The 17,505-nt window shown below is 72.9% G+C and carries 17 protein-coding genes; 8 read left to right on the plus strand and 9 right to left on the minus strand.

Translation table 11 applies throughout. From position 1 onward, the window contains the following. On the minus strand, positions 1–1,212 hold the full coding sequence (locus ACWDZ7_RS09795) for a glycosyltransferase (protein WP_451796149.1): 1,212 nt from the start codon (positions 1,210–1,212) through the stop codon (positions 1–3). A 58-nt stretch (positions 1,213–1,270) separates the two neighbouring features. Here ACWDZ7_RS09795 and ACWDZ7_RS09800 point away from each other — a divergent pair, with 58 nt between their 5' ends. From ACWDZ7_RS09800 to ACWDZ7_RS09825, 6 genes are all read left to right on the plus strand, one after another. Next, the gene (locus ACWDZ7_RS09800; RefSeq protein WP_451796150.1) at positions 1,271–2,059 is read left to right on the plus strand and encodes a glutamate racemase; all 789 of its coding nucleotides are present in this window, start codon (positions 1,271–1,273) and stop codon (positions 2,057–2,059) included. Positions 2,060–2,140: 81 nt separating this feature from the next. Next, on the plus strand, positions 2,141–2,704 hold the full coding sequence (locus ACWDZ7_RS09805) for a hypothetical protein (RefSeq protein ID WP_451796151.1): 564 nt from the start codon (positions 2,141–2,143) through the stop codon (positions 2,702–2,704). A gap of 334 nt (positions 2,705–3,038) precedes the next feature. Beyond that, positions 3,039–4,637 (plus strand): apolipoprotein N-acyltransferase, encoded by a 1,599-nt coding sequence (lnt, locus tag ACWDZ7_RS09810; RefSeq protein WP_451796152.1) that lies wholly within the window; start codon positions 3,039–3,041, stop codon positions 4,635–4,637. A gap of 9 nt (positions 4,638–4,646) precedes the next feature. Continuing rightward, on the plus strand, positions 4,647–5,126 hold the full coding sequence (locus ACWDZ7_RS09815; protein WP_451796153.1) for an NUDIX hydrolase: 480 nt from the start codon (positions 4,647–4,649) through the stop codon (positions 5,124–5,126). A gap of 66 nt (positions 5,127–5,192) precedes the next feature. After that, positions 5,193–6,371 (plus strand): methyltransferase, encoded by a 1,179-nt coding sequence (locus ACWDZ7_RS09820; protein ID WP_451796154.1) that lies wholly within the window; start codon positions 5,193–5,195, stop codon positions 6,369–6,371. Positions 6,372–6,602: 231 nt separating this feature from the next. Further along, positions 6,603–8,978 carry a phosphoketolase family protein gene (locus ACWDZ7_RS09825; RefSeq protein WP_451796155.1) on the plus strand — a complete coding sequence of 792 codons (2,376 nt, stop codon included), beginning with the start codon at positions 6,603–6,605 and terminating at the stop codon, positions 8,976–8,978. Here the strand turns inward: ACWDZ7_RS09825 and ACWDZ7_RS09830 are convergent. The 3 genes from ACWDZ7_RS09830 to ACWDZ7_RS09840 form a co-directional block, all read right to left on the minus strand. Then, complete coding sequence (locus tag ACWDZ7_RS09830) at positions 8,975–9,526, minus strand: EF-hand domain-containing protein (protein ID WP_451796156.1); 552 nt, start codon at positions 9,524–9,526, stop codon at positions 8,975–8,977. The two genes, ACWDZ7_RS09825 and ACWDZ7_RS09830, sit on opposite strands and share 4 nt — an antisense overlap. Positions 9,527–9,637: 111 nt before the next feature. After that, on the minus strand, positions 9,638–9,808 hold the full coding sequence (locus ACWDZ7_RS09835) for a hypothetical protein (protein ID WP_451796157.1): 171 nt from the start codon (positions 9,806–9,808) through the stop codon (positions 9,638–9,640). After that, positions 9,805–10,302, minus strand: a complete 498-nt coding sequence (locus tag ACWDZ7_RS09840) for a methylated-DNA--[protein]-cysteine S-methyltransferase (protein ID WP_451796158.1) — start codon at positions 10,300–10,302, stop codon at positions 9,805–9,807. Before ACWDZ7_RS09840 ends, ACWDZ7_RS09835 begins: the two co-directional genes overlap by 4 nt. A 199-nt stretch (positions 10,303–10,501) precedes the next feature. On the opposite strand from ACWDZ7_RS09840, the gene ACWDZ7_RS09845 reads away from it, so the two are divergent. Next, the gene (locus ACWDZ7_RS09845) at positions 10,502–12,523 is read left to right on the plus strand and encodes an oxidoreductase (protein WP_451796159.1); all 2,022 of its coding nucleotides are present in this window, start codon (positions 10,502–10,504) and stop codon (positions 12,521–12,523) included. A gap of 33 nt (positions 12,524–12,556) precedes the next feature. Further along, positions 12,557–13,090: a PadR family transcriptional regulator gene (locus ACWDZ7_RS09850; protein ID WP_451796160.1), complete on the plus strand. Its 534-nt coding sequence runs from the start codon at positions 12,557–12,559 to the stop codon at positions 13,088–13,090. 94 nt (positions 13,091–13,184) lie between these two features. On the opposite strand, the gene ACWDZ7_RS09855 is transcribed toward ACWDZ7_RS09850, so the two are convergent. The 5 genes from ACWDZ7_RS09855 to dhaK form a co-directional block, all read right to left on the minus strand. After that, complete coding sequence (locus ACWDZ7_RS09855; RefSeq protein WP_451796161.1) at positions 13,185–13,691, minus strand: hypothetical protein; 507 nt, start codon at positions 13,689–13,691, stop codon at positions 13,185–13,187. A 200-nt stretch (positions 13,692–13,891) separates the two neighbouring features. Continuing rightward, entirely contained in the window at positions 13,892–14,857 is a 966-nt protein-coding gene (locus tag ACWDZ7_RS09860; RefSeq protein ID WP_451796244.1) for a fibronectin type III domain-containing protein, read from the minus strand. Between the two features lie 169 nt (positions 14,858–15,026). Beyond that, positions 15,027–15,455 carry a PTS-dependent dihydroxyacetone kinase phosphotransferase subunit DhaM gene (locus tag ACWDZ7_RS09865; protein ID WP_451796162.1) on the minus strand — a complete coding sequence of 143 codons (429 nt, stop codon included), beginning with the start codon at positions 15,453–15,455 and terminating at the stop codon, positions 15,027–15,029. Beyond that, on the minus strand, positions 15,448–16,074 hold the full coding sequence (gene dhaL / locus ACWDZ7_RS09870; RefSeq protein ID WP_451796163.1) for a dihydroxyacetone kinase subunit DhaL: 627 nt from the start codon (positions 16,072–16,074) through the stop codon (positions 15,448–15,450). The genes ACWDZ7_RS09865 and dhaL overlap by 8 nt, the downstream gene beginning before the upstream one ends. Before the next feature lie 46 nt (positions 16,075–16,120). Further along, on the minus strand, positions 16,121–17,113 hold the full coding sequence (gene dhaK, locus ACWDZ7_RS09875; protein WP_451796164.1) for a dihydroxyacetone kinase subunit DhaK: 993 nt from the start codon (positions 17,111–17,113) through the stop codon (positions 16,121–16,123). Positions 17,114–17,505: the final 392 nt, after the last annotated feature.

Below are 17,505 nucleotides of genomic sequence, written 5' to 3' on the forward strand. Positions count from 1 at the left end.
TCACCGCTGCTCCGACGCGGGTTCGGTGGAGGGTTCCGTGGCGGGCTTCGTGGCGGTGTCCGGACGCGCGTACGTACGTCCCTTCCATGCCGCGCCCCGCCCCCTGTAGTGCTGGACCGCCGAGTCGACGGTCATCAGGAGGTACAGGAAGGCCGTAGCGGGCAGCAGGGGGGCGAGCCACAGCGGCTGCCGGTAGTAGCGGAGCATCGGCAGGTACGTCCCGGTCATCACCAGCCACGCCAGGCCCGCGGCCGCCACGGCGGCCGGGCTGCCCATGGCGAGACCCGCGACCAGACAGACCGGCGGAGCGAGATACACGAGCACCAGTCCGGCGACCGTGCCGACGAGCAGGAGCGGGTTGTGCCGCAGCTGGGCGTACGCGCTGCGCGAGACCATGCGCCACAGGTCCGCGAGGCGCGGGTAGGGGCGCACACTGTCGACGCGCTCGGCGAGCCCCAGCCAGATGTGGCCGCCGGAGCGCCGCACGGCCCGCGCGAGCGCGACATCGTCGATCACCGCGTGCCGGATGGCGCCGGGGATCCGCGCCCGCTCGGCGGCGTCGGCGCGCAGCAGGACGCAGCCGCCCGCCGCGGCGGCCGTCCGTGCCCCCTTCCGCGCGATCCGGCGGAAGGGGTAGAGCTGCGCGAAGAAGTAGACGAACGCCGGGACCACCAGGCGCTCCCACACGCTGCGCACCCGCAGCCGGGCCATCTGGGACACGAGGTCGAAGCCGCCCGCGTGCGCGGCGGCCACCAGGTTCCGCAGGGTGTCCGGTTCATGGGCGATGTCCGCGTCGGTCAGGAGCAGATACTGGGGGTCCCGCGCGCGGGAGAGGCCGATGCCATGGCGCATCGCCCAGAGCTTGCCCGTCCACCCGGGGGGCGGTTCGCCGGGGGAGCAGACGGTCAGCGGCAGGCCGCCGTGCCGCTCGGCCAGCGCGCGGGCCAGCTCGCCCGTGCCGTCCGAGCTGCCGTCGTCGACGAGGAAGACCTCGGCCCGCCCCGGATAGTCCTGCGCGAGCAGCGACGGCAGGCTCTTGGGCAGCATGTCGGCCTCGTCCCTGGCGGGTACGACGACGCAGACCGACGGCCAGTGGGCGGGGTCCGTGCGCGGTGGGAGACGCACGTCCGTACGCCAGAAGAAGCCCTGCCCCAACAGCAGCCACAGCCACGCGGCAAGCGATCCGGCGGCGATCCACGCAACGGCGCTCATCCGTCGAAGTCTGCCCCACAGGGCGGTCGCTGTGGGGCGCATCGACTATGGTGACCGGGTGAAGATCGCGCTCATGGACTCCGGTATCGGACTGCTCGCCGCGGCGGCCGTGGTGCGTCGCCTGCGGCCCGACGCCGATCTCGTGCTCTCCTCGGACCCGGACGGGATGCCGTGGGGGCCGCGTACTCCGGAGGACCTCACCGGGCGGGCCCTCGCCGTCGCCGAGGCCGCCGCCGCGCACCGGCCCGACGCGCTGATCGTGGCCTGCAACACCGCTTCCGTGCACGCGCTGCCCGCGCTGCGGGCCGCCCTGGAGCCCGAGATCCCGGTCATCGGGACCGTGCCGGCCATCAAGCCCGCCGCGGCGGGCGTCGGTCCTGTCGCCATCTGGGCCACGCCCGCCACCACCGGGAGCCCCTACCAGCGCGGCCTCATCGAGCGGTTCGCCGGTGACGTCCCCGTCACCGAGGTGCCCTGTCCGGGCCTCGCCGACGCCGTGCAGTACGCGGACGAGAAGGCCATCGACGAGACGATCGCCGCCGCCGCTGCCATCACCCCGCCCGATGTAAGGGCCGTCGTCCTTGGCTGCACCCATTACGAGCTGGTGGCCGAACGTATCCGCGCCGCCGTTCAGCAGCCGCATCTGCCGCCCCTCGTCCTGCACGGCTCGGCCGGTGCCGTCGCCGCCCAGGCGCTGCGCAGGATCGGTGCACGTCCCGGCACCGCCCACGACGCCGTGGCGCCCGGTCTCACCGTGCTGCTCAGCGGGCGCGAGGAGCCGCTGCCGGGGGCGGCGCTCGCGTACGCGGAGGGGCGCATGCTCGCGGCGGTCAGTCCCGCGCTCTGATTTCCGCGGGGTTCCGCGGGCCGGAAGGTCACTCTGCGTGACGCCGTGCCTTCGCGGCGGAACGTGAGTAGTCTCGGAGACATGAGGGACCACTCAGGCGCTCATGACGAGCACGGCGAGCGAGCCGCGGCCGAAGGCCAGCCCGAGGTCTGGACCGGCCGCGCGACCAACCGCGTCCAGTGGCTGCTGGCCTGCGCGGGCGCCGCCTGCCTGGCGCTCGGCATCGAGCTTGCGGTCGGCTCCATGTGGACCTCGGGCATCGCGCCCCTGGTGATGTCCGTCGTGGGCTGCATCGCCGTAGGCCTCCTGATGCTCTTCGGGACCCTCGCCTTCGTCCACGTGGCCGTGAAGGTCGACAAGGACTTCCTGGAGGTGCGCTGCGGCCATCTGGGCCTGCCGCGCCGCCACATCCCGCTCTCCCATGTCGTCGGCGCGGACTTCGCCCCGACCGTCACGCCCCGGCAGTGGGGCGGCTGGGGCTACCGCTGGCGGCCCGAGAAGGGCACGGCCGTCGTGGTCCGGCGCGGCGAGGGCGTGGTGATCAGCCTCGGCGACGGCCACAAGTTCACGGTGACCGTGGACGACGCCGAATCCGCGGTCCGCGCGATCCGCCACCGGCTGAAGCACCGGGGCAAGACGCTCTGACCCGCCAGGGGCGTCATCACCGGCACCTGTCCCAAGCGGCACACGCGCCGAGCAGCGCCACGCCCGCCGCGTCGGACGCGCCCCGCCGATCGCGCGCCCCCGCCGGACCGGCCGTCGCGGCCGCACCCGTTGACCCCACCCCGTCGCCCCCCGGTATCCGCCGGCCCCGGACGGCGCGGACCGGCTCGCGGTGGCGTGCCGGGCGTGCGTCAGGGACTCGGCCACACGCCAACGGCCGACGCCCCGCCACGGGACCGGTCGCGCGGGAACGATACGGCGAGGGCGCCCCCGGCCGAGCTGTCGGCGCCCAGGTGACGCGCCGTAGACTCCCCGGGTGACCGCCACCACCACCTCCGTTGACGAGCCGGGCCGGCTCGATCCGCAGCCCGCGCGGGCCTCCCGCGCCGAGCGCGTCCTGCGACGGCTCGTGCCCGCCGCCGCGGCGGCCCTCTCCGGAGTGCTGCTCTACGTCAGCTTCCCGCCCCGCACGCTGTGGTGGCTGGCGCTCCCGGCCTTCGCCGTCCTCGCCCGGTCCCTGCACGGCCGCACCTGGAAGGCGGGCCTCGGCCTCGGCTACCTCTTCGGCCTCGGCTTCCTGCTGCCGCTCCTGGTGTGGACCGGCGTCGAGGTGGGCCCCGGCCCGTGGCTGGCGCTCGCCGCCGTCGAGGCCGTCTTCGTCGCCCTGGTGGGCGCGGGCATCGCGGCCGTCTCCCGGCTGCCCGGATACCCGCTCTGGGCGGCGGCCCTGTGGATCGCGGGTGAGGCGGCACGCGCGCGTGTGCCCTTCAGCGGATTCCCCTGGGGGAAGATCGCCTTCGGCCAGGCGGACGGCGTCTTCCTGCCGCTCGCCGCGCTCGGCGGCACCCCCGTGCTCGGCTTCGCGGTCGTGCTGTGCGGCTTCGGGCTGTTCGAGACGGTGCGTCAGGTCCTTCACGTACGCGATACGCGCGTCCTGCGGCGCGGTGCGGCGGCCGCGGCGGTGCTCAGCGTGCTCGTCCCGCTCCTCGGTGCCTTCGCCGCGCGTCCGCTCGTGAGCGACGAGGCACAGGACGGCACGGCGACCATCGCCGCGATCCAGGGCAACGTCCCGCGTGCGGGCCTCGGCTTCAACGCGCAGCGCCGCGCCGTCCTCGACCACCACGCGCGCGAGACCGAACGCCTGGCCGCCGAGGTGAAGGCCGGCAGGGTCAAGCGCCCGGACCTCGTGCTGTGGCCGGAGAACTCCTCCGACATCGACCCGTTCACCAACCCCGACGCGCGGCGGGTCATCGAGGGCGCCGTCGAGGCGATCGGGGTGCCGGTCTCCGTGGGCGGCGTCGTCGAGACGCGGGACGGAAAGCTGTACAACGAGCAGATCCTCTGGGACCCGGAGAAGGGCCCCACCGACACCTACGACAAGCGGCAGATCCAGCCCTTCGGCGAGTACATCCCGCTGCGGGGCCTCATCAGCGTCTTCAGCAGCGACGTCGACATGGTCCGCCAGGACTTCAGCCGCGGCTCCCGGCCCGGCGTCTTCACCATGGCGGGCACCAAGGTGGGCCTCGCGACCTGCTACGAGGCCGCCTTCGACTGGGCCGTACGCGACACCGTGACCAACGGCGCCCAGATCATCTCGGTGCCCAGCAACAACGCCACCTTCGACCGCAGCGAGATGACGTACCAGCAGCTCGCCATGTCCCGCGTCCGCGCGGTCGAACACAGCCGCGCCGTCGCCGTCCCGGTGACCAGCGGCGTCAGCGCGGTGATCATGCCGGACGGCACGGTGAAGGCGAGGACGAAGTGGTTCACCGCCGACTCGCTCGTCGAGGAGGTGCCGCTGCGCTCGTCGCAGACCCCGGCCACCCGCCTCGGCGTGCTGCCCGAGGGCGTTCTGGTGCTGATCGCCGTCGGCGGACTCGGCTGGGCGGCAAGGACGGTGGCGGGACGCCGCTAGGGTCGGACCATGGCTACTCCTGATTTCATCCGCACCATCCGGGCCGACGCGGGCCAGCAGCTGCTCTGGCTCCCCGGTGTCACCGCCATCGTCTTCGACGACGAGGGAAGAGTGCTGCTCGGACGGCGCTCCGACAACGGCAGGTGGTCGGTGATCGGCGGGATCCCCGACCCGGGGGAGCAGCCCGCCGAGTGCGCGGTGCGCGAGGTGTACGAGGAGACGGCCGTGCACTGCGTACCCGAACGCGTGGTCCTGGTGCAGGCGCTCGACCCGGTCACCTACCCCAACGGTGACACATGCCAGTACATGGACATCACCCTGCGCTGCCGTGCCGTCGGCGGCGAGGCGCGTGTCAACGACGACGAGTCGCTCGAAGTGGCGTGGTTCGACGTGGACGCGCTGCCGGACCTGCACGAGTTCTCGCTCTCCCGCATCAAGCAGGCGCAGGCGGACGGCCCCACGTGGTTCGAGCCGTCCGGCCGGCGGTGACGTCCGCGGTACCGCTCGCGGGCTGACCTCCTTGCCCTGTGGGACCTCCGTTAGCCTGAGGGCACGATGAACCGTTTGAGCACGTCATGGGGCGCGTACGACCTCACCCGCTTCCCGGAGGACCCCCGCGACCAGCTGCGCGCCTGGTCGGCGGCCGACGCCTATCTGCTGCGGCACCTGGCCGGGGAAGCCGGGGAGGAGGAGACGCCGGCCGTCGACCTCACCGGCACCGTGGTCGTCGTCGGCGACCGGTGGGGGGCGCTGACCACCGTGCTCGCGGGCCACGCGCGTGTGCCGGTGCAGATCACCGACTCCTTCCTAGCCCAGCAGGCCACGCGGGCCAACCTGGCGCGGGCGGGCCACGCGCCGGACGCGGCGCGGCTCCTGACGACCAGGGACGCTCCGCCCGCCCGTATCGACGTACTCCTGATCCGCGTACCGAAGAGCCTCGCGCTCCTGGAGGACCAGCTCCACCGGCTGGCGCCCGCCCTGCACGAAGGCACCGTCGTCGTCGGCACCGGCATGGTCACCGAGATCCACACCTCGACGCTGGAGCTCTTCGAGCGGCTCGTCGGCCCGACCAGGACCTCCCTCGCCCGGCAGAAGGCGCGGCTCGTCCTCAGCACCCCGGACCCGGCACGCGCCCCGGGGCCCACGCCCTGGCCGTGCCGTTATGTGCTGCCCGCCGACTCCGGGGCGGGCGCCGGCCTGACCGTCGTCAACCACGCCGGCGTCTTCTGCGCCGACCGGCTCGACATCGGCACCCGCTTCTTCCTGAAGCATCTGCCGCGCGCCCGCGGCGGCGCCCACGTCGTGGACCTGGGCTGCGGCAATGGAGTGCTCGGCACCGCCGCGTCCGTCGCCGACCCCGACGCCACGGTCACCTTCATCGACGAGTCGTTCCAGGCCGTCGCCTCCGCCGAGGCCACCTTCCGGGCCAACGCCGTCGAGGGCGCCAAGGCCGGCTTCGTGGCGGGCGACGCGCTCGCCGCCGTGCCGCCGGGGACGGTGGACCTGGTCCTGAACAATCCGCCCTTCCACAGCCATCAGGCCACGACGGGCGCGACCGCCTGGCGTATGTTCAGCGGTGCGCGCGCCGCGCTGCGCCCCGGTGGCGAACTGTGGGTCATCGGCAACCGCCACCTCGGCTACCACGTGAAGCTCCGCAAGCTCTTCGGCAACGCGGACGTCGTGGCGAGCGATCCGAAGTTCGTGGTGCTGCGGGCGGTGAAGGGCCACCGCTGAGCGCCACAGATCGCTGTCGGACTCCGCCCGCGTTCCGGGGCGGGGCCGAACGGCTCTCCCCGCGCTCGCGGTGGCGCCCGGGCGGTGGCAGCGTCTGGGGGAGGAATGCCGGGCCGGTCCGTTCCGACGACTGACCCGGCGCTCTTGTGGAACCCGCGCCCCAGCCACGTACCCCCGGAAGCCACGTACCCCGGATCCCGCCACACCCGCGACCCTCGCGAGGAGACCCTCATGGCGCCCATGGCGAAGGAAGACCTGGCGGCACTCGACGCGCACTGGCGTGCCGCGAACTACCTGTCCGTCGGGCAGATCTATCTGATGAGCAACCCCCTGCTGACCGGACCGCTGCGGCCCGAGCACATCAAGCCGCGCCTCCTCGGACACTGGGGCACCTCGCCCGGACTCAACCTCGTCCACACCCACCTCAACCGCGTCATCAAGGAGCGCGATCTGGACGCGCTGTGCGTGTGGGGCCCCGGCCACGGCGGGCCCGCCGTGCTCGCCAACTCCTGGCTGGAGGGCAGCTACACGCAGACGTATCCGGCCGTGCCCCGGGACGCGGAGGGCATGGCGCGGCTGTTCCGCCAGTTCTCGTTCCCCGGCGGCGTGCCGAGCCACGTCGCGCCCGAGACGCCCGGCTCGATCCACGAGGGCGGCGAGCTGGGCTACTCCCTCGCCCACGCCTATGGAGCGGCCTTCGACAACCCGGACCTCGTCGTGGCGTGCGTGATCGGCGACGGCGAGGCGGAGACCGGGCCGCTGGCCGGCTCCTGGCACTCCAACAAGTTCCTCGACCCCGTGCACGACGGCGCCGTCCTGCCGATCCTCCACCTCAACGGCTACAAGATCGCCAACCCGACGCTGCTCGCCCGGCTCCCCGACGCCGAACTCGACGCGCTGCTCAAGGGGTACGGCCACGAGCCCCTGTACGTCGCCGGCGACGACCCGCTCACGGTCCACCAGACGATGGCCGAGGCCATGGACCAGGCGCTGGACCGCATCTCCGCCCTCCAGCGGGCCGCCCGCAGCGGCGGCACGCACAGCCGCCACCGCTGGCCCGTGATCGTGCTGCGCACCCCCAAGGGCTGGACGGGCCCGGAGAGCGTGGACGGAGAGCCCGTCGAGAACACGTGGCGCTCCCATCAGGTGCCGCTCTCCAAGGTCCGCGAGAACCCCGAGCACCTGCGGCAGCTGGAGGAGTGGCTGCGCTCCTACGGCCCCCAGGAACTCTTCGGCGCGGACGGCGCCCCCACCCCGGAGGTCCTGTCGTACGTGCCCGAGGGCGAGCGCCGGCTGGGCGCGACCCGGCACGCCAACGGCGGCCTGCTCAGCCGTCCGCTGCCGCTGCCGCCGCTGGAGGACTTCGCCGTCCCCGTCGACCGTCCCGGCACGACCTCGCACGAGCCGACCCGGGTCGCGGGCGGTCTGCTCGCCCGCGTCATGGCCGACACCGCGCGGCGGCGCGACTTCCGTGTCGTGGGGCCCGACGAGACCGAGTCCAACCGCCTGGGGGCTCTCTACGACGCCACCGGCAAGGCCTGGCAGGAGCGGACCCTCGACACCGACGAGCATCTCGCCCCCGACGGCCGCGTGATGGAGGTCCTCTCCGAACACCTCTGCCAGGGCTGGCTGGAGGGTTACACCCTCACCGGCCGGCACGGCCTGTTCTCCTGCTACGAAGCGTTCGTCCACATCGTCGACTCCATGGTCAACCAGCACATCAAGTGGCTGAAGACCTCACGCTCCCTGCCCTGGCGAGCGCCCGTGCCGTCCCTGAACTACCTGCTCACCTCGCATGTGTGGCGCCAGGACCACAACGGCTTCTCGCACCAGGACCCGGGCTTCGTGGACCACGTGCTCAACAAGAGCCCCGATGTCGTACGCGTCTACCTGCCGCCGGACGCCAACACCCTGCTCTCGGTGACCGAGCACGTCCTGGGCAGCCGCGACTACGTCAACGTGGTCGTCGCAGGGAAGCAGCCCTGCTTCGACTGGCTCTCCCTCGACGAGGCCCGCGCCCACTGCGCGCGCGGCGCCGGCGTCTGGGAGTGGGCGGGCACGGACGACGGCTCACGTGACCCCGACGTGGTCCTGGCCTGCGCGGGGGACGTGCCGACGCAGGAGGTCCTCGCCGCGGCGGGTCTGCTGCGGGAGCTGCTTCCCGAACTCGCCGTCCGGGTGGTGAACGTCGTCGACATCGCCCGCCTCATGCCCCGCGAGGAACACCCGCACGGCATGCCCGCCTCCGAGTACGACGCGCTCTTCACCCAGGACCGGCCGGTGATCTTCGCCTACCACGGCTACCCGTGGCTGATCCACCGCCTCGCCTACCGCCGCACCGGCCACGAGAACCTGCACGTGCGCGGCTACAAGGAGGCCGGCACGACGACCACGCCCTTCGACATGGTCGTCCGCAACGACCTGGACCGCTACCGCCTGGTCATGGACGTCATCGACCGCGTCCCCGGCCTCGCCGTCCGCGCCACGACCGTCCGCCAGGCGATGGCCGACGCCCGTACCCGCCACCACGCGTGGATCCGCGAGCACGGCACGGACCTGCCCGAGGTCGCCGGCTGGACGTGGCCGCACGCCTCGGCCGCCCGCTAGCGGCTGCCGCTCGTGTGCAGGGCTTCGGCCATGGGCGAGACCCCCTCGACGACGTAGGCGCGAATCGACGCGAGATACTCGTCCCGGCTCACGCGTCCGTCGCCGTCGGTGTCCAGCGCGTCGAACGCCGAATCGGCGTTGTCGGCCTGGTTGCCCAGTGCCGCACGGAGCCGGGTGAACCGGGCCCGGTCCAGATTTCCGTCGGCGTCGGTGTCGGCGAGGTCGAACAGTGACCCGAGCGCCTGCCGGCAGACGTCGTCGAAGGCTTCGCCGCCCGCCCACGCCGCGTACTCCTCGAAGGTGACCCGGCCGTCGCCGTCCGCGTCCATCGACGCGAACACGCGCTCGTGCGCCGCGAGGGCGGCCACGACCAGCCGGTCGTCCTGGTCGCGTCCCAGGGCGGTCGCCGCGCGAAGGGGACGCGCGAGGTACTCCTGACGGGAGATGACACCGTCCCCGTCCACATCCAGCATGGTGAAGATGTGCCCCTTGGCGGTCGCGGTCGCGGTAGCGGTGGCCGATGCGGTCGAGGGTGCCGACGTCTGCATGAGTGCTCCTGTACGTGGCCGTGGTCCGGCGGCGGTCGGGCCATACGTGCCCTCTCCTCCGCCCGGCCAGCCGTCAGGTCATCCACATGAGTGAGAGCCGACGCGGCGCTGCTAGGCCGCGTCGTGGAAGACCAGCCCCAGGGACCTGCGCAGCCCCGACCGCACCGTGCTCACCCCGTGAGGGACGTTCCAGTCGCCCTCTTCGTAGCGCAGCAGGATCTGCGAGGACTTGGCCTGGCCCGCCGCGTCGACGGCCGCCGCGATCGGCCGCGCGGTGCTCACGCCGCCTCCAGGTCGAGGAGGTGTCGCTTGCGCTCCAGGCCGCCCGCGTACCCGGTCAGGGAGCCGTCGGCGCCGATCACCCGGTGGCAGGGGCGCACGACGAGCAGCGGGTTGCGGCCGATGGCCGTGCCCAGGGCGCGGACGGCCGCGCGGGACAGGCCCAGCTGTTCGGCGAGGCGTCCGTAGGTGGTCGTGGTGCCGTAGGGCAGCGTGTCCAGGGCCTTCCAGACCTTGCGCTGGAAGGGGGTGCCCGCCCCGACGGCGTACTCGATGTCGAAGTGGGTCAGGCTCCCGGCGAAGTACGAACGCAGCTGCGCGGTGATCGCCGCGAACGCCTCGTCGTCGCGGGCCCAGCCGTCGCGGACGACGGCCGCGCCCTTCTGGCCCGGCATGGACAGCGAGGCGAGCGCGGTGCCGCCCTTGGCGGTGGGCGACGCCTCGCCCACCAGCAGCAGCTCGCCCAGCGGGCTGTCGATCGTCGTGTGGACGGTCATCGGACTCTCCTCCGGCGTTCTGTGACTGGAGTCCAGTCTGCGTCCCGCGCGAGGGTGCGGCTGGCGGGATTCGGACACCGCGCTCACCGGCCAGGACCCGGCCGCCATGAGACACCGCTCACGCTTTATGCAACTAGTTGCACAACGCTTCGCGCGTCGTCTACAACTGTCCTGTAGACACCGCGTACGGAGGGGCCGCATGAGCCGTTACCCGAACCTGCTGAACCCGCTCGACCTGGGCTTCACCACCCTGCCCAACCGGGTCCTCATGGGCTCCATGCACGTGGGTCTGGAGGAGGCGCCGAACGGATTCGAGCGCATGGCGGAGTTCTACGCGACCCGCGCGCGCGGCGGCGTCGGCCTCATCGTCACCGGCGGCATCGCCCCGAACGATGAGGGACGCCCCTACGAGGGCGGCGCCAAGATGACCACCGAGGCCGAGGCGAAGCGGCACGCGGGCGTCACCGCCGCCGTGCACGCCGAGGGCGGCCGGATCGCGATGCAGATCCTGCACTTCGGGCGGTACGCCTACCACCAGGACCTCGTCGCGCCGAGCGCCCTCCAGGCGCCCATCAGCCCCTTCGTGCCCCGCGCACTCACCGACGACGAGGTCGAGCAGACCGTCGAGGACTTCGTGCGCGCCGCCGAGCTGGCCAAGCTCGCCGGTTACGACGGCGTCGAGGTCATGGGCTCCGAGGGCTATCTGATCAACGAGTTCGTCGCGGCCCCCACCAACCGGCGCACCGACCGCTGGGGCGGCGCCTATGAGAACCGCATCCGCTTCCCCGTCGAGATCGTCCGCCGCACCCGCGAGCGTGTCGGCGCGGACTTCATCATCATCTACCGCCTCTCCATGCTCGACCTGGTCCCCGGGGGCTCCACCCTCGACGAGGTCGTCCACCTCGCCAAGGAGATCGAGGCCGCGGGCGCCACGATCATCAACACCGGCATCGGCTGGCACGAGGCACGCATCCCCACCATCGCCACGTCGGTGCCGCGCGGCGCGTACACGTTCGTCACGAAGAAGGTGATGGGCGAGGTCTCCGTGCCGCTCGTCACCACCAACCGCATCAACACCCCCGAGCTCGCCGAGCAGCTGCTCGCCGACGGCGCCGCCGACATGGTGTCCCTGGCCCGTCCGCTCCTCGCCGACCCCGACTTCGTCGCCAAGGCGAAGGCCGAGCAGTCCGACGCGATCAACACCTGCATCGGCTGCAACCAGGCCTGCCTGGACCACACCTTCAACCTCCAGATCACCTCCTGCCTGGTGAACCCGCGCGCCTGCCACGAGACCGAACTCGTCCTCTCGCCGACCCGCGCCAAGAAGAGCGTCGCCGTCGTCGGCGCGGGCCCCGCCGGGCTCGCCTTCGCCGTCTCGGCGGCCGAACGCGGCCACGACGTGACGCTCTTCGACGCCGCCTCCGAGATCGGCGGCCAGCTCAACGTCGCCCGCAAGGTTCCCGGCAAGGAGGAGTTCGACGAGACCCTGCGCTACTTCCGCACCCAGCTGGAACTGCGCGGCGTACGCGTCGAGCTGAACACCGTCGTCACCGCCGACGACCTGAAGGGGACGGCGTACGACGATGTGGTCGTCGCCACCGGCGTCACCCCCCGCACCCCCGAGATCCCCGGCATCGACCACCCCAGCGTCGTCAGCTACCTCGACGTGCTGCGCGACGGCGCGCCCGTGGGGGAGCGGGTCGCCATCATCGGCGCGGGCGGCATCGGCTTCGACGTCGCCGAGTACCTCACCGACGGCGGCGAGAAGGCGAGCCTGGACCCGGCGACGTACTTCCGCCAGTGGGGCGTCGACATGGACTACCGCGAGCGCGGCGGCCTGACGGAGCCCGAGCGGCCCACGCCGCCGCGCACCGTCCACCTGCTCCAGCGCAAGACGTCCAAGGTCGGCCAGGGCCTCGGCAAGACCACCGGCTGGATCCACCGGACCGAACTGCGACACCGCGGCGTCGCGATGGTGGCGGGCGCGAGCTACGACCTCATCGACGACGCGGGCCTGCACATCACCGTCGACGGCGTCTCCTCCGTCATCCCCGTCGACACCGTCGTCCTGTGCACCGGCCAGGAACCGCGCCGCGGCCTGTACGAGGAGCTGCTCGCCGCCCGGCGCGGCGTGCACCTCATCGGAGGCGCGGACGTCGCCGCCGAGCTGGACGCCAAGCGCGCCATCAAGCAGGGCACGGAGCTGGCCGCGGCCCTGTGAGTCCGTCCCCCGCCCGTCCCTAGGATTGCCCCCATGTCACTCCCGCACGCGATCCTCACCGCCCTCCTCGAGAAGCCGTCGTCGGGGCTCGAACTGACCCGCAGGTTCGACAAGTCGATCGGCTACTTCTGGTCGGCCACGCACCAGCAGATCTACCGCGAGCTGGGCAGACTGGAGCGCGAGGGGGCGATCCGCGCGCTGCCGCGGCAGGGGGCGACACGCGGGCAGAAGAAGGAGTACGAGGTGCTGCCCGCGGGCCGCGCCGAACTGGCCCGCTGGACCGCGACGAGCCAGGACCCCAAGCCGATGCGCGACATCCTGCTGCTGCGCCTGCGCGCCGCCGCGGTCGTCGGCACGGACGGCATCCAGGAGGACCTGCACCGCCATCTCGACCTGCACAGGCGGCAGTTGGCGGAGTACGAGGAGATCGAGCGGCGGGACTTCCCGCCGGGGAAGGACGCCGTGGAGGACCGGCTGCGCCATGTGGTCCTGCGCGCGGGCATCGATCTGGAGACGTTCTGGACGCAGTGGCTCATACGGACGATCGAGGAGCTGGAAGCACCCTAGCCGTGTGTCGACGTCCGCGTGGCGGCTGCCGCCCACCCGGAGTGATGCCGGGTGGGCGGCAGCCGTTGATGCCCCTGTTGCTCCGGACCCGGGATCAGATCCGGTGGCCCGCGCCGCGTCGGCGCAGGTACCAGACGCCGCCGCCCGCGGCCACCGCGGCGACCAGGGTCCCGCCGGTGACGAGCGTGAGCGTGCCCCGGTCCTCGGAACCGCCCCCGAGTCCACCCCGGACGCCACGCGAGGGCGCGGCGGTCGAGGAGGCCGTCGGCGTGCCGCCGACGGTGACGGTCTGAGGCCCGGCCTGCGAGCCGTCCTGGCAGGCGACCAGGACCGTGTAGGTGCCGGCGCTGACATTCCGCCAGGTGCCGCTGCCGTTCGTCAGCTGCACCTGTCGGCCTCCGGCGAAGCTCGCGTTGCCGTTGCCCATCAGTGAGGCCGTTCCGCCGGTGGCGCACGCGGCGGTGGTGACCTGCACGGTGGACCCGGAGGCGGTGACGGAGATCCCGCCGCCCGCGAACGCCGAGGGAGCGGCAAGCCCCAGCGGCAGCGCGGCGGCGGCGACGGTCAGGCCGGCCCGGACATATATCTGAGTAGTACGCATGAGTCTGCCCTCCGGTGGCACGGGAGGCGGTACAACCCATGCGCCGCCGCGGGATCGGGGAACGCCCGTGCCACCTGACGAAGAGCCAACGTGCCGCGGGCGAGGACCGCATGCGGACTGCATCCGGGCAGGTGACGGAATCCTTCGTCCGGCGCAGCTGACCGGCCGTCACCTGTGCGCCGGACCGGTGCCGCTCCGGCTCAGCCCGTGGTGACGGTCCGCTCGGGGGAGTAGGCGCCCCACGTCCCGTCCGGCAGCTTGGGGCGGATCCGCACCTTGTGCCGCTCCCCGGCCTTCTTGCCGATGTAGAAGTTGTGCTCGGCCCTGCCCCGTGGCGGCGTGCCGCCGAAGACGAGCGAGGTGGCGGTGCGGCCGTCCAGCTGGATCTGGTACTCCGTCACCGCGCCGCCCGTCCGCGGCGGCGCCCAGGACAGATCGATGTAGTACGCCCCGTCGGCGCGGTGCGTCGCGGCACGGAACCCGGTGGGCGCCGTGCCGCGCCCCGAGTCCTTGCCCGCGGCGGTCGTGAGACGGACCTCGCGGCTCGCGGGCGAGAAGTTGTCGGCGGCGTCGCGCGCCTTGACCGTGAACGTGTAGCCGGTGCCGGGCCGCAGCCCCGTGACCAGCGTCGTGGTCTGCCCGCCGCCCACGCTGTGGATCTTCGAGGCGCCCTGATAGATCTCGTAAGAGGCCACGCCCCGGTTGTCCGACGACTTCCCCCAGGACAGCGTCGCCGACCGGCTCCCCTCGGCCTCGCCCCGGAGCCGTGCGGGCCTCGTCGGAGGCTCGCGGTCGGCGGCGGCCGCGGCGGGCGTCGTGACGGACAGCTTCCTGCTGTCCGGACTGACGTTCCCCTCGGCGTCGCGGGCGCGCACGGTGAAGGCGTACGTGGTCGACGGCTTCAGGCCCACGATGTCCACCATGTGCTTCCTGCCCGGCACCGCCTTGACCTTCTTGGCGTCGCGGTACACCTCGTAGCCGGTGACCTCGGTGTCGTCGGTGGCCTGGTTCCACATGACGTGGGCGGTGGTGGCGCTGCCCGCCTGGACGGTGAGGCCTCGGGGTGCCGCGGGAGGCGTGGTGTCCCGCCGGTCGTCCTGGCCGGTCCACGCGCAACCGCTCAGCGCCGCCACGGCGATGACGGTCAGCAGGGTCAGGGAGGCCACGGGGGTCAGGGGGGTGGACAGCTGGGGGGTCCGTCGCACGGGGCTGCCTTCCACTCGACGGCATTGGTCCGGACCTATTTGACACAGGTGACGGGGTCACATCAAGGGCTGGGCGGTGCGGAGTCGGTTCCGGCGGGCAGGGAAGCACCGGTGGCTCACCGGGCAGGGGTCACGCCTTGCGGTAGCCGTACGCCTCCGTGGCCGCCGCCGCGACCGCGGCCAGGTCCGCGCCGGCCGACGCGGTCACCACGGCCGCCACCGCCCCTTCCACGAACGGGGCGTCCACCAAGCATGCGCCGTCCGGAAGTTCGTCGCCCTCCGCCAGCAGTGCCTTCACGGTGAGAACGGCGCTGCCGAGATCGGCGAGGACGGCGACGCCCGCGCCCCGGTCGACCCGCGCGGCGGCCGCCGAGATCAGCTCCGCGTTCGTCCCGAGACCTCCGTCCTCCGTCCCGCCGGCGGCCGCCACGGGAGCGGTGGCGCCGCCCTGGGCGAGCCCCGCGGCGAGGGCGGCGACCGCCTCGGCGACGGGGCCGCTGTGCGACACGAGGACGATGCCGACCATGCCGGGCATGTCGACCGACGGGCCGTCAGCCATGATCGCCCGGGTGCGCGTCCACGCCCCCCGCGGTCCCCGCGAGCGCCTCGAAGAGCAGCGCCGAGGAGGTCGCGCCCGGGTCCTGGTGTCCGACGCTGCGCTCGCCCAGATAGCTGGCCCGGCCCTTGCGCGCCCGCAACGGCGTCGTCGCGAGCGCGCCCTCCCGCGCGGCGTCCCGGGCGGCGCCGAAGGAGGCGCCGAGCGCGTCCACCCCGGGGAGGAGGGCGTCCAGCATCGTCTTGTCGCCGGGCGCGGCACCGCCGAGCGCGGCCACGGCGTCGACGCCGGTACGCAGCGCTTCGGCGAACGCCGCCTCATCGACCTCGGCGGCGTCACCGAGCGCCTTGCCGGTGCGGCGCAGCAGCGTGCCGTAGAGCGGCCCCGACGCGCCGCCCACGGTGGAGATCAAGCGCCGCCCCGCCAGTGTGAGGACGGCGCCCGGAGTGGCCGGGGCCTCCTTCTCCAGGGCGGCCGCGACAGCGGCGAACCCGCGCCGCAGATTGCTGCCGTGGTCGGCGTCACCGATGGGCGAGTCCAGCTCCGTGAGCCGGGCCGCCTCACGGTCGACGGCCGCGGCGGCGTTCGTCAGCCAGCGGCGGAAGAAGTCGGCGTCGAGCACGGGTCTCTCCTTTGCGCGATCGGCGTGCCCATACTTGCGGGGGCCATCAGGCGCCCCAACGCAGCGCGGCCGTGCTGACCGGCGCGTCCCACAGCCGCAGCAGCTCCTCGTCGACCTGGCACAGCGTCACGGACGCCCCGGCCATGTCCAGCGACGTCACGTAGTTGCCGACGAGGGTGCGCGCCACGGGTACGCCGCGCTCGACGAGTACGCGCTGCACCTCGGCGTTGAAGCCGTAGAGCTCCAGGAGAGGCGTGGCTCCCATGCCGTTGACGAGCAGGAGTACGGGATTGCGCGGGCGCAGGTCCTCCAGTACGGCGTTCACGGCGAAGTCGGCGATCTCGCGGGAGGTCATCATCGGGCGCCGCTCACGGCCCGGCTCCCCGTGGATGCCGACGCCCAACTCCAGCTCTCCCGCGGGCAGGTCGAAGGTGGGGCCGCCCTTGGCCGGCGTGGTGCACGCGCTGAGCGCGACCCCGAAACTCCGCGCGTTCTCGTCGACCCGCCGGGCGATCGCCTCGACCCGCTCCAGCGGCATGCCCGCGTCGGCCGCGGCGCCCGCCAGCTTCTCCACGAAGAGCGTGGCGCCGGTGCCGCGGCGCCCGGCGGTGTAAAGGCTGTCGGTGACCGCCACGTCGTCGTCGACGAGCACCTTCGCGATCTGGATGCCCTCGTCCTCGGCCAGCTCCGCGGCCATGTCGAAGTTGAGCACATCGCCCGTGTAGTTCTTGACGACGAACAGCACGCCCGCACCACTGTCCACGGCGGCCGCTGCCCGCACCATCTGGTCCGGCACGGGCGAGGTGTAGACCTCCCCGGGACAGGCGGCCGACAACATTCCCGGCCCCACGAACCCCGCGTGCAACGGTTCGTGCCCGGACCCGCCGCCCGAGACGAGGGCGACCTTTCCCGCCACGGGGGCGTCCCCGCGGACGATCACGCGGTTCTCGACGTCGACCGTCAACTCGGGATGCGCGGCGGCCATGCCGCGCAGCGCGTCGGCGACGACCGTCTCGGCGACGTTGATCAGCATCTTCACGGGTACCTCCTGGTGGGCTCGGCAGGTGGGCCGCCGGACTGCCTCGGTTGGCCGCGGGTGAGCGGGAGTGCTGTCATGGGCAGTATCGACCTGTTCGGCCACTGCCCTTCCGTCCGCGGGCTCAAGCGCTTGTCACGCCTGGCCGGATCATCCCCCGCACCGACCGCGTCGTCCCGCGCGCGGACCGGCCGCCACGCCCGCGAGATCTTCGGCGAACACACGTCCGACCACGGCGAACGCACCTGTGCGGCAGCAGGAGGAGAACCCGGGTCCGACCGGGCCTCACCCCGTGCCCGTCGGAACTCCCGTTGGCCTGAACAACCCTGCCGACTCAAGCCATGGCGCATTAGACTCGCCATGATTGATCACGGGGAGGCCGCAATTGTTGCATG

It is taken from the genome of Streptomyces sp. NPDC003032 (assembly GCF_053591415.1).

What these genes read in the sequence shown, in the direction of transcription:
- ACWDZ7_RS09795 (WP_451796149.1), bottom strand. Translation starts at nt 1,212, where the DNA reads ATGAGCGCCGTTGCGTGGATCGCCGCCGGATCGCTTGCCGCGTGGCTG.
- ACWDZ7_RS09805 (WP_451796151.1), top strand. Translation starts at nt 2,141, where the DNA reads ATGAGGGACCACTCAGGCGCTCATGACGAGCACGGCGAGCGAGCCGCG.
- ACWDZ7_RS09815 (WP_451796153.1), top strand. Translation starts at nt 4,647, where the DNA reads ATGGCTACTCCTGATTTCATCCGCACCATCCGGGCCGACGCGGGCCAG.
- ACWDZ7_RS09820 (WP_451796154.1), top strand. Translation starts at nt 5,193, where the DNA reads ATGAACCGTTTGAGCACGTCATGGGGCGCGTACGACCTCACCCGCTTC.
- ACWDZ7_RS09825 (WP_451796155.1), top strand. Translation starts at nt 6,603, where the DNA reads ATGGCGCCCATGGCGAAGGAAGACCTGGCGGCACTCGACGCGCACTGG.
- ACWDZ7_RS09830 (WP_451796156.1), bottom strand. Translation starts at nt 9,526, where the DNA reads ATGCAGACGTCGGCACCCTCGACCGCATCGGCCACCGCTACCGCGACC.
- ACWDZ7_RS09840 (WP_451796158.1), bottom strand. Translation starts at nt 10,302, where the DNA reads ATGACCGTCCACACGACGATCGACAGCCCGCTGGGCGAGCTGCTGCTG.
- ACWDZ7_RS09845 (WP_451796159.1), top strand. Translation starts at nt 10,502, where the DNA reads ATGAGCCGTTACCCGAACCTGCTGAACCCGCTCGACCTGGGCTTCACC.
- ACWDZ7_RS09850 (WP_451796160.1), top strand. Translation starts at nt 12,557, where the DNA reads ATGTCACTCCCGCACGCGATCCTCACCGCCCTCCTCGAGAAGCCGTCG.
- ACWDZ7_RS09855 (WP_451796161.1), bottom strand. Translation starts at nt 13,691, where the DNA reads ATGCGTACTACTCAGATATATGTCCGGGCCGGCCTGACCGTCGCCGCC.
- ACWDZ7_RS09865 (WP_451796162.1), bottom strand. Translation starts at nt 15,455, where the DNA reads ATGGCTGACGGCCCGTCGGTCGACATGCCCGGCATGGTCGGCATCGTC.